The sequence below is a fragment of the Streptomyces sp. NPDC046335 genome, from assembly GCF_055587985.1.
In genome coordinates, this window is the sequence record NZ_JBVJFF010000014.1 from 192,226 (window position 1) to 205,715 (window position 13,490).

Below are 13,490 nucleotides of genomic sequence, written 5' to 3' on the forward strand. Positions count from 1 at the left end.
CGACTCCTACGGCGGGAAGATCAATACGTCAGGCCGGCCCTGCGCCCGCACACCACTCAGTGGCCACCGGCGGTGCGGGAGTCGAGGGGGTGCCAGGCGAGGTCCGTGCCGTCCTGCCGGACCTTTCCGAACACCACATCGGCGAAGTGGCCGCCGAAGCCGGTCGTGCCGGGCTCCGCCAGTTCGGCGACGAGTCGGTGGCGGTGGTCGGCGGCCCCTGCGGGGTCGTGGTCGAAGGCCGAGGACCATGCGGGGTGGCCGACCTGGATCGGCGAGTGCAGCGCGTCGCCGAAGGCGATCAGCCGCTGTCCACCGGAGGTGATGACGTACTCGGCATGACCGGCCGTGTGGCCGGCGGAGACCCTCACCTGCACGCCCGGAAAGATCTCCTGGCCGTCCTTCACCGTGCGTACGCGTGGCGTCATGGCTGCGATCTCCTCGGCCATGCCCTGATCCGCCTGCGAGTGACGCTGGGCCCACTCCTGTTCGGACACCAGGTAATCGGCGTGGGCGAAGGCGGACCGGTCGCCGCCCGGGGCGGGATGCCAGGCCCAGCCGAGGTGGTCGGTGTGCAGGTGGGTGAAGGCGACGGCCTCGATGCTCCACGGGGTGTGGCCGAGCGTGGCCAGATTCTCCAGGAGTGTGCCGCCGTGGATGCCGCCGACCGGGCCGTCCTGGGCCGCCGGGAGCGTCTGCGGCCCGAAGCCCGTGTCGATCAGCAGGGCGCGGTCACCGTGTTCCACCAGCAGTGCGCCGATGCTCGCCACGAGGTGGCCCGTGGCATCCAGGTACTCCGGGCGGGCGGCCCACGTGTCATCAGTGGTGTCGGGGAACATGGCACGCGGCCGAAGCCGCGCGTCGCCGTCGGGCACGTAGTGGACCTTCGTGTCACCCAGTTGGAGCCGGTGGATTCCCGCCGGCCGTCGCAACCGGTCAGCGCGGTCGAGTACGGGTTTCGTCACGGGGCTTCTCCTTCTGGCGCGGGCCGCCTGATCTCTGTGCCGACAGCTCGGGGCCGCAGCGAGGCCAGATATGCGTGGAGGGTCCGGCCGGTGTGCTCGGAGCCCCAGATCTTCAGTACCTCGCCGTCGTCCGCCGACCGCGCGGCGTCGATACGGTCGAGGGTCGGCCGGTGCAACTGGCGCTTGGCCAGGGCGTAGACGTCCGAGGGCGCGCGGCTCAGGTCGTGTGCGCGCAGCAGCGCGGCGGGCAGCAGTCGGTCCGGCTCGACGAGTTCGTGCACGAGGCCGTTCGCGCGGGCCTGCTCGGGCGTCAGGCGACCGGCTCCCAGCACCATCGCGTCGAGGGCCGGGCCGACGGCGTGGCGCACGACCTCCAGGCACACGGTGGGGAAGGGAACCCCGGCGGCGAGTTCGGTGAGTCCGATGGTGCCGCCGGACATCAGCCGGATGTCGCAGGCGGCGGCGAGCACGCAGCCGCCGGCCAGGGCGTGCCCGTTGATCGCCCCGACCACCGGCCGCGGATGCCCGAACAGGGCGAGCGTGGCGCGGCGCAGGGCGGGGTGGAAGGTCTCGGCGTACTCCAGGCCGCCGTCGACCACCCGTTTGAGGTCCGCGCCCGCCGAGAAGGACCGCCCGCTGCCGGTCAGCACGACCGCGCGGGCGTCGCCGACGGCCGCCAGCGCCTCGGGGATCCGGGTGAGCAGTTCTCGGTCCAGGGCGTTCACCGGCCCGTGGTTCAGGGTCAGGATCGCGATGCCGTCGTGGTCGGATACATCGATCACTCGCCGGTCCTCCGCCCGGTCAGTCGGCGTAACCTTCGAGGTCGGTGAGCGGGATCTTCGACACCGTGTACGTGCCCTGCCCGGCCGCCACCAGCTTGCCGCTGTCACTGTAGATGTCGCTGCGCGCGACGTAGAGGGTCTTGCCCGCGGTCACCACCGTGCCGATGGCGTGGATGCCCTCCTTCTGCACCGGCCTGATCAGGTTGATGTGGTAGTCGACCGTCAGGACGCTGAAGGTCTCCTCCATCGAGTTGGCCGCCACGAACCCGGCGGTGTCCCCGACCTCGAACATCATGGCGGCATGCAGGAAGTCCGCGTTCTGGGTGAGGTCGGCGTGGAACGGAATGGCCACCCGCGCGCGCCCGGCCTCCTCGATCTCGATGGTCTTGCCGAGGAACCGGGAGATCTTGCACTGCATGCAGCAACGGGTGAGCTTCTCGAAGTGCGTCGACACAGTAATCCTCCATGGGCGGCGGCACGACTATACGAGGGACACGACGAGGCTCGCATTGATCCCGCCGAACCCGAACGCGTTGATCAGACACCGGCGCAATCTCGCCCCGCGGACCTCGCGGGCGATGTCGATTTTGTCGAACTCCGGGTCGGTCTCCGTCAGGTTCCGTGTGGGAGGGACGGCCTGGTGACGGAGTGCCATGAGGGCAGTGGCGAGATTCAGCGGGCCGTTCGCGGCGAACGAGTAGCCCACATGCCCTTTGATCGACGTGACGGTCGGCCGGTGGCCGGTCTCCGCGGTGAGCGCGCGCAGCGCCTCCAGCTCGGCGGCGTCGCCTTGCACCATGCCGGATGCCTGGGCGAAGACGCAGTCGATCGCGTCCAGTTCCAGCCCGGCGTCGGCGACGGCGCCGGCCATGCACCGCGTGACGTGGCGGGCCGAGAGGCCCGTGAGGCTGTCGCCCCCGCTGTTGGTGTCGAAGCCGGTCAGTTCGCCGTGGATCACCGCGCCGCGCGCCTCGGCGTGCGCCCGCTCCTCCAGGACGAAGACGGCGGCCGCTTCACCGACGACGATCCCGTCCCGTGAGCGGTCGAAGGGGCGCGGGACGGTTTTCGGGTCGTCGTGCCGGCTGAGCACCTTCATCGCCTGGAAACCGGAGTAGGTGACCGGGGTGATGACCGCTTCGGCGCCGCCGGCGATGGCCCAGGTGCGGGCGCCGGACCGGATGGCGCGCATCGCCTGCCCCATCGCCTGGACGCCGCTCGCGCAGGCACCGGCGACCGTGATCTGCTCGCCCTCGATGCCCAGACGCAGCGCGATCACGCTCGCCGCCATGTTGGGGATGAGCGAGGGGATCAGGAACGGGCTGGTCCTGCGTACGCCCTGCTGTTCCTGTCTCAGCACGCCCGCCTCGATGCTGGGCAGTCCCCCCATGGCCACCCCGAGGTACACGCCGCCCTCCGGAGGGCACGGGCGGTGAGCCGCCGCGTTGCCCGCCTCGCCCCCGGCTGCCGCGGCCAGACCGCTGTCGTCGAGTGCCCGTTCGGCGGCGAACAGCGCGTACCGCACGAAGGCACTCATGCGTCCGGTCTCGAACCGGAGCGGGCCGGGCGCGAACGTGACGGCGGAGTCGTCGACCTGACCGGCGTGGCGGCTGTGGAAGCGGCCGGGGTCGAAGCGTGTCACCGGCGCGATCCCGGAACGTCCGGTGACCAGGCCCTGCCACAGTTCGTCGACCGTCGAGCCGAGCGGGCACACCACACCCATCCCGGTGACCACCACGCCGTGTCGCGCCACGTCGACCCGTGCCGTCAGGCTCGCTGCCCCGACGCGTCCAGTGTGCGCCGGACGTACTGCTCCAGATCCCACATGGTCTGCAAATCGTCCATCACGGACTCGTCGAAGTCGACACCGAAGCAGTCCTCCAGGAAGAGCAGCAGCTCGACCATCTTGAGTGAGCTCATGCCCTCGATGGAGTTGCCGAGGTTCGACTGCCGCGTCAGGTGGGACACGTCGGCTTCGACGAACTCGCCGATATGCTTGACGATCTTCTCGAAAAGCTCCTGGTCCTGCTTCTCATCCTGCATCAGGTGCCCCTCCAAAGGTCACACGCGTCGGCTCGTCGGTACGGCGGAACGGCGGGCGTTGCTCGATGATCTCTCGGCAGAGATGGCGCTGGATCTTGCCGCTGGTGGTCCTGGGGAGCTGCGCCCGCCGGATCCAGTGGCAGGTGACGCCGCTGATGCCGAACGCCTCGGCCAGTGCGCCGCGCACCTGGTCGGTGATGGTCCGCCGGTCGCGGCCCTCGCCGATCCGCTCGTCGAGAAGGAGGTGGAGCTGCTCGGTGGGCAGCGTCGGGTCGGGAACGCCGATCGCCACGACCGCGGGGGTGCGCGGGCTCTTGGCGACGGCTTCGACGAACCGCTCGATCTGGTCGGGTATGTAGTTGCGCCCGGAGATGATCACGATCTCCTTGCGGCGTCCTGTGACGTACAGCTCCCCGTCGAGCCGGTAGCCCAGATCGCCCGTGCGGAGATAGCCGTCGGGGCGCTTGAGCCGCTCGTCGACGGCCGTCTCTTCGGCGCCCTGTTCCGGCGTGTCCGGTGCCGTGGCGCCGCGCTCGGGGAGGTAGCCGTCGATCACGCTGGGGCCCGCCACCTCTATCTCACCGATGGCGCGGTCGGGCAGCGGCGTTCCGTCGCCGTCGACCACCCTCAGCCGATGGCCCGGTATCGCCGGGCCCACGCACATCATGCTCAGGCTGCGGAGATCGTCGACCGGCCGGGGTTCGGCACGCCCCTTGGCCGCGACGGCCTCCGCGTCCACCCGGTCGGCGGAGTAGGGGCGGCCGACGTCCGAGATGGTGGCCGCCAGCGTCACCTCCGCGAGTCCGTACACAGGCCTGAGTGTCGTGTCCGGCAGCCCGTGAGGCGCGAACGTCGACTGGAATTCGCGCAGTGTGGCCTCGTGCACCGGTTCCGCGCCGCAGAGGGCGACACGCCAGGAGGAGAGGTCGAGGTCGGCGGGGGGCCGTCGTTTGGCCACTCGCGCGCAGATGTGGAACGCGGAGCTGGGTGCGGGCGAGAGGGTGCCACGGTGGCGGCTGATCCACCGCAGCCATGAGAGCGGGTTCCGCAGGAAGTTGACGGGGTCCGACAGCACCATCGGGATGTGGGCGTGCAGCGCGTAGGAGATTCCGATGAGGCCCATGTCGTGGAAGAGAGGGAGCCAGCTCACCAGTGTGTCGGTGGGTCTGGCCCGTATGGCCCCGGCGATCGCCCGGACGTTGGCGGTGATGTTGCCGTGCCGGACCATGGCCAGCTTGGGGGCTCCGGTCGAACCGGAGGTCGGCTGGAGATGGGCGAGCGATCCGGGAGTGGCTCGCGGGGAGTCGAGCGTACGGGCTTCGCCGCGCAGCGCGTCGGGGGTCGTGACCGTGGCCGGCAGGTACGACGCGAGGGAGTCCGCCGCTTCCGGGGTCGTAATGACTCCGCTGACCTGCGCCTGTTCGGCGAGGCCCCGCAGGCCTGCCGTGTAGTGCTGGGGGTCGCCGCCGGTCGGTTCCGCCGCGATGACGGGGACGACTCCCGCGTAGAGGCAGCCCAGGTAGACCGCGAGGAAGTCCCGCGAGGTGGGCAGGACGACGAGGAGGCGCTCGCCCTCCCTGATCCCGTGCGCGTCGAGGCCGGCCACGGCCTTGCCGACGAGGCGACATACCTCCGCGTAGCTGAGCGCGAACTCCTCCTCGGACCGCTCGATCACGTGGAACGCCGGCCGGTCCGGGGTGCGGGCGGCACTGTCGAGCAGCGCGCCGATGACCGTGTCCGCCCGGTCCTGAGCCGTCATCGCGCGTACTTCTTCACGAATTCCACGTCGGTGGACTTGGCCGAGCGGGTCAGCCATGCGCGGAGTTCTCCGTGGCGGGCGTCGAAGTCCGCCTTCAGCGCGTGCTCCCGCAGGGTTCCTGCCGCGGTGTAGTACGGCTTCTCCAGTTGTTCGAGGAAGTCGATGTGCTGCTGCATCCCGGCTCGGCCACGGTCGACACTGCGCGCGTACGCCTTGAGGCGGGCCCGCCGCTGGGGCCGTGTCTCGATCTCGAACGCCCGCTTGAAGAAGATGTCGTAGCTGTCGAGGATGCCGCGCTGCAACGTGCTCGGGCGCATCTCCCGCGGGAAGATGCCGACGAACGAGTAATGCTGATACGTCGGCACTTCCATGATGATCCGGTGGTCCTCGACGTCTTGACGCGCCCCGTACAGCAGATTCTGGAAGGGGTACTCCGCGAGGCACACGAACACCGGGTGCATGATGCGGGCCTCGGCACACCAGCGGGCGGTGGCCTCGATCGCCTGCCGGTCCTGGACGTCGAGCCCGAAGATGATCGCGGAATGGATGGCGATGTCGTTCTCGGCGAAAGCCAGCAGGCGCCGCGTCTGCTCGGAGGGATCGACGCGCTTGTTGAACGCCTGAAGGACACTCGGGTCCTCCGATTCCACGCCCAGGCAGTACTCGTCGAACCCCGACCGCTTGAGGTCGAGTACCAGGTCGATGTCATCGGCGTGGTTGACGCGGCTCATGGCGATGAACTTGTAGCCGCGGTCCCGGAATGTCTCGGCGATTTCCCGGCAGTAGTCCTTGCGGGTCGTGAAGTTGAGATCCGTGACGTAGAAGCGGTTGCAGCCCGTCTGCTCGTAGATGGCGTCCAGTTCGCTGCGGACGTCCGCCGCCGTCTTGGTGCGGAATCGCCGCCCGAGCAGGCGGATCGCATAGCAGAAGGAGCAGGCGAACGGGCAGCCGCGTGACATGGAGACCGTGGCCCAGTGCAGCTTCGGCGCGCGCGCCAGGAACTTCGGGTTGATCGCGGTGGCGATGTTCCCGTAGCGGGCGACCGTGTTGAGGACCAGCTTGCCGTCGGCCCCGATGTAGGCCAGGTTGTCGACCTCGGTGAGGGGCTCGCCCTCCTCCAGCGCTTTGATGAGCTGGACGGCGGGGATCTCGCCCTCGGCGATCACCGCGTAATCGGCGTACCGCAGCGCCTCGTAGGGGGCGAACGCGGCGTGCGGGCCGCCCATGATGACCACGCAGCCGGGCCGTTTGCCGCGCTGGATCAAATCCAGCATGTCGAGGTTCGACCAGAAGTGGGTGGCAAGGGCCGAGATCAGAATGTAGTCGTAGTCGGCCAGGGGAAAGTCCCCCGGCTTCTCGCCCCAGAACATCTGGCACATCTCGACGCGGGCGTCCGGGTATTCCTGCTGGACGAACGACGCGACGTAATAGATTCCGTCGTTGTACGTCGTCGCCAGTGTCGACGCGTCGGGATACGCCTCATGGAATCCGAGCTGCACGCAGAGGATATTGAGGCTTTTCATGACGCCGAACCCGAGGGGCTCAGCGGCGTCGTGCGGCGGCGCGCGATCTCCCTGCGCACCTTCTCCTTCATCTCCTGCTTGAGCTTGGCGGCGATGCGCTCCGGCTCGTTGACCCGGCGCTGCGCCCAGGCGAGCAGGTCGCGTGCCTCGGAGCGGTTCATCTTGGGGTGCTTCCACACCAGGTTGTACAGGTCGTGCTTGCTGAGGTCCGGTTCGTCGACCAGGTGTTCCATCTGCCGGTAGAGACGGGTGCCGTGGAACGGGGTGAGCAGCGTCAACTGGCAGGCGAACAGTCCTTCGTCGCTGAGTTGCTCGATGTCGTGCTGCATATCCTCGATGCTGTCCTCGGCGAACCCGACCATGAAGGTGCCGAGGGCGCGGCGGCCGTTGTCGATCAGCTCGCGCACGGTCTGCCGGACGTTGTAGACGTCGTCGCGCTTTTTGACGTCGGCGACGTTCTTGTCCCGGTACGACTCGATGCCGACGATCGCACCGTCCATGTATCGGTCGGTCAGCTCCGGGACTCTTCCTCGGATCAGGTCGGCCCGCGTCAGGCAGATCCACGGGAGTTCGCGCTCCGCGAGCGCGTCCACGACCTGTTCGGCGAGGTCGTTGGTGAGGAAGAAGCTCTCGTCGTAGATGATGACGTGCGCGACGTCGGATTCCCGGTACGCGTCGAGCGCCGCGTACGTGTCCTCCATGAAGATGGCTTCTTCTTTGGGATTGAAGATCGGCGTCGAACAGAAGGTGCAGCCGATGTTGCACCCGCGTTTCGAATACAGATAGCCCACCGGGGACTTCAGTCCGCGAAATCCGCTCTCGCCGAGCATGGCGGGGTGCCGCACGCGTGGCAGTGGCGTGCCGTAGACGTACTCGTGGATCGGCGCCTCGCCCGCACCCTTCACCTTCTTGGTGAAATAGGGGTCGATTCCCGGCGACAGGACGCCATAGTTACCGGCCCATATCTCCGGCACGCCGGCCTCGCGCGCAATCTTGGCCATCTCGATCGCGACGGGCGTCGACCAGGTGTAGAAGCTGATGCCGACCATGTCCCAGGTCTCGGACCGCAGGGCGCAGAGGTATTCGTCCCAGGTCGGGTACTCAAGGATTTCCACGTCCGGCACATTGTGCTTGATGAAGCGGAGGCCGGTGGGCGGACAGGTGACCGAGAGCCGGTCTTCGAGATCCACCGCGCAGGTCCACGCCATATAGGTGTCGGTCCGGTCGTACCAGTTCCCGCCGATACCGACGGGTTCGACCAGAGCCTCCTTCGGAGCGGTCGTGAGGAGCACTCTCTTCATCTGCCGACCCCTATCGCCACGAAAATGTGCTGTTTATATACGGCCCATTTCAGGCATGCCGTGTTCCGGCCGGCCCGCGATAACAGAAAAGCACTTCGTTTAGCGTGCACAGATTGTTTGCGACTCTAGGATCGGCTCAAGATTTATGTCAACCCTCCCACTGCACCGGTGAGTAGGGCCACCGCATTCACGCCAGCAGGCCGATCGCGGGGTTTCTTGATCCGGGTAACTCGTCCGCCGGTGGGCGGTCCGTATGCCGCGGCATGAGCCGCTCCGGGTCCCGGCCAACTCGGCCGGAACCGAGCGCGAGGCCACGGCGATCAGCCTCCGGTCGCAGTTTCACGGGGCCTGCGGCTCTTGCGGACGCTGTGGCGTGAGCGTGCGGTGGCCCGCCCCCCGAGAGCCATGGCGGTCAGTCCCATGATCAGGGCGACGATGGCTCCGCCCAGCCCGTTGCCGGTGCCGAGAGAGCCGTCGGAGGTCGCTGCCACCACCCCGCCGAGGACCATGGCGATCAACCCCGCCGCCAGGGCCACGTTGGCCCCGAGTCGCCCGCGGGCAGTGCCGAAGCGACCGTGGGGGCGGGCCAGGGCCAGCCCGCCGACGACCATGCCGATCAGCCCCAGCACGGCGGCCGAGGTGGCCGTGAGCCGTCCGGCGCTCATGGTGGAGACACTGGCGGCGGACGGCTGGGCAGCAACCTGCGCGGCGGCCGGTGCGGCCGACACGAACACCCCTAGCAGGGCGGTTCCGACCGCGGCGAGCAGCAGTCGAACCGACCTCAGGGCTCCTGACGACAAGCTCATGTCCTTCTCCTCTTCGTACGTCTCGCTCCCCGGATCGGGATGCCGTTTTGATCCTCGCCGCCGGGCCCATCGCCAGTCGTCCTGCGGACGGAGGCACTTCGCGCTGCCGCGGGTAGTGCATCCGGCTACCACGAACGCCGCAGGCGCCGGAAAGGTACCGCGGGTGCGGTAGGTGGCCGCTCGTCCATGGGCGGGACTCGCCCGCGCCGGCCTCCGGCTAGGGTCCGCGTATGACCACAGGGCGGTTGGGTGTGCGGGCCGATGTCAGGGACGGGGCGATCGCCGTCGGTGTGGCGGTGGCGCTGCTGGTGACGGGGCTGTCCGAGGGGCACTCCACCGCGGGGCTCGACCTGCTCGGCTACGTGCTGTTGGCGGTCGGCGGCCTGGCGCTGGCCGTGCGCCGCCGGGCCCCGGTTCCCGTTCTGGCCGTCACCGGTCTGTGCGCGCTGGGCCACCAGGCGGCCGGTTTCGATGTGCCGGCCGTCGCGTACCTGTTCGCGGTGTACGCCGCGATGCGAGCGGGACACCACATCATCACGGTGGCCGCCTCCGTGGCCCTACTGGCCGCCCTCCCGCTCGCGGTGCTGGCTTCCCTGCACGACATGGGTGAGGCCCTCGCGCAGGCCCGTGGCGCCCTGGAGATCGCGTGGCTGATCGCGGCCGGTGCTGCGGGTGAAGCCCTGCGGCAGGCCGAGCGGCGGGCGGACGAGGCCGAGCGCACCCGGGAGGAGACAGCGCGGCACCGCGCGGACGAGGAGCGGCTGCACATCGCGCGGGAGCTGCACGATTCGCTCACCCACCAGATCTCGGTCATCAAGGTGCAGTCGGAGGCGGCCGTGCATGTGGCCCGCAAGCGTGGCGAGGAGGTACCAGAGGCGTTGCTGGCGATCCGGGAGGCCGGTCGTGAGGCGTCCCGGGAGCTGCGGGCGACCCTGGAGGTGCTGCGCGACGACGACAGGACCCCGCCGCACGGTCTCGACCACCTCCCGGACCTGGTGGAACGCTCCCGTACGACCGGCCTGGACGCGACGTTGACGATCGAGGGCCAGCGGCACGAGGTGTCGGCGGCGGTGGGGCGGGCCGTGTACCGGATCGTGCAGGAGTCGCTCACCAACATCGCCCGGCACGCCGGTGCCACGACCGCGTCGGTCTACGTCGGTCACCTTCCCCACGCCCTGACCGTACGAGTCGAGGACGACGGCAAGGCCACGCCGGACAGCGCTCCGGCGCCCGGCATCGGGTTGCTCGGCATGCGTGAGCGGGTCACGGCTCTCGGCGGTCACCTGCACGCGCAGCCGCGCGGCGAGGGCGGGTTCGCCGTGCACGCGGAACTGCCTGTGGACGGAACATCGTGATCCGTGTCCTGCTGGTGGACGACCAGCCGCTCCTGCGCAGCGGGTTCCGTGCGCTGCTCGACCTCGAAGACGACATCGAGGTGGTGGCGGAGGCCGCCGACGGACGTGAGGGCCTGGCCCTGGCCAGGCAACACCTGCCCGACATCGCGCTCATCGACATCCAGATGCCGGACATCGACGGCATCGAGGCCACCCGGCTCATCGCCGCGGACCCGGCCCTGACCGACGTACACGTCGTGATCCTGACCAACTACGGCCTGGACGAGTACGTCTTCGACGCGCTGCGCGCCGGCGCCGCGGGGTTCCTCGTCAAGGACATCGTGCCGGAGGACTTCCTCCACGCCGTACGTGTTGCCGCTCGCGGTGAAGCCCTGCTCGCACCGTCGATCACCCGCAAACTGATCAACCGGTATGTCACCCAGCCGCTCCGCACCGGCGCCGCCGTGGAACTGGAAGGGCTGACCGGCCGCGAACGCGAGGCCGTCGTCCTCGTCGCGCAAGGGCTGTCCAACGAGCAGATCGCCCGGCACATGGTGATCAGCCCACTGACCGCGAAGACCCACATCAACCGGGCGATGACCAAACTCCACGCCCGTGACCGAGCCCAACTCGTCATTCTGGCCTATGAATCCGGCCTGGTAACCCCACGCAACGGCTGACCTCCGCCCCTCGACCAGCCGCGCCTCTCGCCCTCGTCGATGAGTCGCCGCCCGGCCTTCCACAACGCCGCGGAGCCATCACCGATCACCGCCTTGCGCGCTCGGACGTCGTCGGCGGTGACGCCTGGAGTGCGCCAGGTGCCACCACGGGCCATCCAGTTGAGAAGGAGTGGCTGAAGCCGGTCCATGGCCTTGGCGAATCTGGCTTCGGGGGTGCGGCGTTCCTCGAACTCGTCCCAGAGGGCTCGCATGCGCTGAGCTTGGTCCTTGGGTAGCAGTGTGAAGAGTTCGTCGGCCGCGACGACCTCCCGCTCCCGCTGATCGACACCGGCGGCGCTGTCGTACAGGGGTGTGTCGCCGGCGTAGATCTCCACGAGATCGTGCAGCAGGACGAGCTGAATCGTGTGCCCCACGTCGATGGGCCGGTCGGAGTGTTCGGCGAGGATCACGACCATCATGGCCAAGTGCCATGAGTGCTCCGCGTCGTTCTCACGGCGGTCTGCCGCGATGAGGGGCGACTGGCGGAGGACGGTCTTGAGCTTGTCCACCTCTACGAGAAAGGTGAGCTGGGCACGCAGCCTTTCATCGAGATCGTCGGGGAAGGGCGTCTTGTCGGCGAGCGGACTCCTGTGTTCATCGCTCGCGCCTTCATCGCTCATGCCTTCATCGTGGCACGCAGGCTCCGGCACGCAGCCTCCGGCACACGGGCGGCAGCCGCTCGGACCGAAACTGTTTCGGTCATGACGCGCCATTGTTTCGACGGCGCGCATCCCGCAGGATCTCCGATGAAGACACCCCATGCCCCACGGACAGAAGGGATTGTCATGATCCGGACAAGAAGCATGGCCGGAACGGCTTCGAACGCCCCCAGGAAAGACCGCACCCCCCTACGCGCCTACGCACGCAAAGCACTGGTCCTCTCCGTCACAGGGCTGCTCACGGCCACCGGTGTCGTCGCCCTGTCCGGCACCGCCCACGCGGCGAGCACCCTCGGCGAGTCGGCGGCCGCCAAGGGCCGCTACTTCGGCACGGCGGTCGCCGCGAACCACCTCGGCGAGGCGCCCTACGCCGCCACGCTGAACACCGAGTTCAACTCGGTGACCCCCGAGAACGAGATGAAGTGGGACGCGCTGGAGGCGTCCCGGGGATCGTTCACCTACGGGGCGGCCGACCAGATCGTCAGCCACGCACAGAGCCGCGGCATGAAGGTGCGGGGACACACCCTGGTCTGGCACTCCCAGCTGCCAGGATGGGTGGGGTCACTGGGTGCGAGTGACCTCCGTACGGCGATGCACAACCACATCACCCAGGTCATGCGGCACTACCAGGGCAAGATCCACTCGTGGGACGTCGTCAACGAGGCGTTCCAGGACGGCGGCAGCGGAGCACGCCGCAGTTCGCCGTTCCAGGACAAGCTCGGCAACGGCTTCATCGAGGAGGCGTTCCGCACCGCGCGGGCCACCGACCCGGCCGCGAAGCTCTGTTACAACGACTACAACACCGACGGGGTGAACGCGAAGTCCAACGCCGTGTACGCCATGGTGAAGGACTTCAAGCAGCGCGGTGTGCCCATCGACTGCGTGGGCTTCCAGAGCCACTTCAACAGCCAGTCCCCCGTCCCCGCCGACTTCCAGCAGAACCTCCAGCGCTTCGCCGACCTCGGCGTCGACGTGCAGATCACGGAACTGGACATCGAGGGGTCCGGGGCCTCGCAGGCCACGAGTTACGCCAACGTGGTGAAGGCGTGCCTCGCGGTGACTCGCTGTACGGGCATCACCGTCTGGGGCGTCACCGACAAGTACTCCTGGCGCGCGAGCGGCACCCCGCTGCTCTTCGACGACAACTACAACAAGAAGCCGGCCTACGCCTCCGTGCTGTCCACCCTCGGCGGTACGAGCGGCGGTGGTGACGGGGGAAACGGCACCCGCACGTGCACCGTCTCGTACGCGAAGCAGGAGACGTGGGGTGACCGCTACAACGGCAAGGTGACCGTGACGGCGGGATCTTCGGCGATCAGCGGCTGGAACGTGCGGGTGACCATCGCCTCGGCGCAGCGGATCTCGGCCACCTGGAACGGCACGCCGAGCTGGGACGGCAGCGGGAAGGTGATGACCATGACCCCGAGCGGCAACGGCGCCCTGGCGGCCGGCGGGAGCACGAGCTTCGGCTTCACCGTCATGACGAACGGCGACACGGCACCGCCCGCCGTCAGCGCCTGCACCGCATCCTGACCGGAGCGTCCGGCCGGAGGGACAGAAGGGCCCTCGTGGGTGGTCGTCCACCCACGAGGGCCTTCCGGTCGG

Annotated in this window: 13 protein-coding genes; 3 read left to right on the forward strand and 10 right to left on the reverse strand. The window is 68.7% G+C overall.

Annotation, left to right across the window (positions count from 1 at the left end):
• Positions 1-56: 56 nt before the first annotated feature.
• The 9 genes from ACZ6JY_RS31895 to ACZ6JY_RS31935 form a co-directional block, all read right to left on the reverse strand.
• Positions 57-962 (reverse strand): MBL fold metallo-hydrolase, encoded by a 906-nt coding sequence (locus tag ACZ6JY_RS31895; protein WP_469201444.1) that lies wholly within the window; start codon positions 960-962, stop codon positions 57-59.
• Positions 959-1,744, reverse strand: a complete 786-nt coding sequence (locus ACZ6JY_RS31900; protein WP_469201446.1) for an enoyl-CoA hydratase/isomerase family protein — start codon at positions 1,742-1,744, stop codon at positions 959-961. Before ACZ6JY_RS31900 ends, ACZ6JY_RS31895 begins: the two co-directional genes overlap by 4 nt.
• A 19-nt stretch (positions 1,745-1,763) precedes the next feature.
• Positions 1,764-2,198 carry a PaaI family thioesterase gene (locus ACZ6JY_RS31905; RefSeq protein ID WP_469201448.1) on the reverse strand — a complete coding sequence of 145 codons (435 nt, stop codon included), beginning with the start codon at positions 2,196-2,198 and terminating at the stop codon, positions 1,764-1,766.
• 27 nt (positions 2,199-2,225) lie between these two features.
• Positions 2,226-3,494, reverse strand: a complete 1,269-nt coding sequence (locus ACZ6JY_RS31910; protein ID WP_469201450.1) for a beta-ketoacyl-[acyl-carrier-protein] synthase family protein — start codon at positions 3,492-3,494, stop codon at positions 2,226-2,228.
• A gap of 14 nt (positions 3,495-3,508) precedes the next feature.
• A complete protein-coding gene (locus ACZ6JY_RS31915; protein WP_469201452.1) occupies positions 3,509-3,784 on the reverse strand; it encodes an acyl carrier protein in 276 nt (91 codons plus the stop codon).
• Complete coding sequence (locus ACZ6JY_RS31920; RefSeq protein ID WP_469201454.1) at positions 3,774-5,543, reverse strand: AMP-binding protein; 1,770 nt, start codon at positions 5,541-5,543, stop codon at positions 3,774-3,776. The genes ACZ6JY_RS31915 and ACZ6JY_RS31920 overlap by 11 nt, the downstream gene beginning before the upstream one ends.
• Positions 5,540-7,066: a B12-binding domain-containing radical SAM protein gene (locus tag ACZ6JY_RS31925; protein ID WP_469201456.1), complete on the reverse strand. Its 1,527-nt coding sequence runs from the start codon at positions 7,064-7,066 to the stop codon at positions 5,540-5,542. Before ACZ6JY_RS31925 ends, ACZ6JY_RS31920 begins: the two co-directional genes overlap by 4 nt.
• Complete coding sequence (locus ACZ6JY_RS31930) at positions 7,063-8,367, reverse strand: B12-binding domain-containing radical SAM protein (protein WP_469201458.1); 1,305 nt, start codon at positions 8,365-8,367, stop codon at positions 7,063-7,065. The genes ACZ6JY_RS31925 and ACZ6JY_RS31930 overlap by 4 nt, the downstream gene beginning before the upstream one ends.
• A 320-nt stretch (positions 8,368-8,687) precedes the next feature.
• The gene (locus ACZ6JY_RS31935; RefSeq protein WP_469201460.1) at positions 8,688-9,173 is read right to left on the reverse strand and encodes a DUF6223 family protein; all 486 of its coding nucleotides are present in this window, start codon (positions 9,171-9,173) and stop codon (positions 8,688-8,690) included.
• 230 nt (positions 9,174-9,403) lie between these two features.
• Here ACZ6JY_RS31935 and ACZ6JY_RS31940 point away from each other — a divergent pair, with 230 nt between their 5' ends.
• On the forward strand, positions 9,404-10,528 hold the full coding sequence (locus tag ACZ6JY_RS31940) for a sensor histidine kinase (protein ID WP_469201462.1): 1,125 nt from the start codon (positions 9,404-9,406) through the stop codon (positions 10,526-10,528).
• Positions 10,525-11,187, forward strand: coding sequence for a response regulator (locus ACZ6JY_RS31945; RefSeq protein ID WP_469201464.1), 663 nt, complete (start codon positions 10,525-10,527; stop codon positions 11,185-11,187). Before ACZ6JY_RS31940 ends, ACZ6JY_RS31945 begins: the two co-directional genes overlap by 4 nt.
• Here ACZ6JY_RS31945 and ACZ6JY_RS31950 read toward each other — a convergent pair.
• Positions 11,151-11,846: an HD domain-containing protein gene (locus ACZ6JY_RS31950; RefSeq protein WP_469201465.1), complete on the reverse strand. Its 696-nt coding sequence runs from the start codon at positions 11,844-11,846 to the stop codon at positions 11,151-11,153. The genes ACZ6JY_RS31945 and ACZ6JY_RS31950 overlap by 37 nt on opposite strands.
• A gap of 183 nt (positions 11,847-12,029) precedes the next feature.
• On the opposite strand from ACZ6JY_RS31950, the gene ACZ6JY_RS31955 reads away from it, so the two are divergent.
• Positions 12,030-13,418 (forward strand): glycoside hydrolase family 10 protein, encoded by a 1,389-nt coding sequence (locus ACZ6JY_RS31955; protein ID WP_469201467.1) that lies wholly within the window; start codon positions 12,030-12,032, stop codon positions 13,416-13,418.
• Positions 13,419-13,490 lie beyond the last annotated feature (72 nt).

Excerpts from the sequence above, each read along its gene's own strand:
- ACZ6JY_RS31915 (WP_469201452.1), bottom strand. The coding sequence starts at position 3,784 with ATGCAGGATGAGAAGCAGGACCAGGAGCTTTTCGAGAAGATCGTCAAG.
- ACZ6JY_RS31920 (WP_469201454.1), bottom strand. The coding sequence starts at position 5,543 with ATGACGGCTCAGGACCGGGCGGACACGGTCATCGGCGCGCTGCTCGAC.
- ACZ6JY_RS31925 (WP_469201456.1), bottom strand. The coding sequence starts at position 7,066 with ATGAAAAGCCTCAATATCCTCTGCGTGCAGCTCGGATTCCATGAGGCG.
- ACZ6JY_RS31930 (WP_469201458.1), bottom strand. The coding sequence starts at position 8,367 with ATGAAGAGAGTGCTCCTCACGACCGCTCCGAAGGAGGCTCTGGTCGAA.
- ACZ6JY_RS31935 (WP_469201460.1), bottom strand. The coding sequence starts at position 9,173 with ATGAGCTTGTCGTCAGGAGCCCTGAGGTCGGTTCGACTGCTGCTCGCC.
- ACZ6JY_RS31940 (WP_469201462.1), top strand. The coding sequence starts at position 9,404 with ATGACCACAGGGCGGTTGGGTGTGCGGGCCGATGTCAGGGACGGGGCG.
- ACZ6JY_RS31950 (WP_469201465.1), bottom strand. The coding sequence starts at position 11,846 with ATGAGCGATGAAGGCGCGAGCGATGAACACAGGAGTCCGCTCGCCGAC.
- ACZ6JY_RS31955 (WP_469201467.1), top strand. The coding sequence starts at position 12,030 with ATGGCCGGAACGGCTTCGAACGCCCCCAGGAAAGACCGCACCCCCCTA.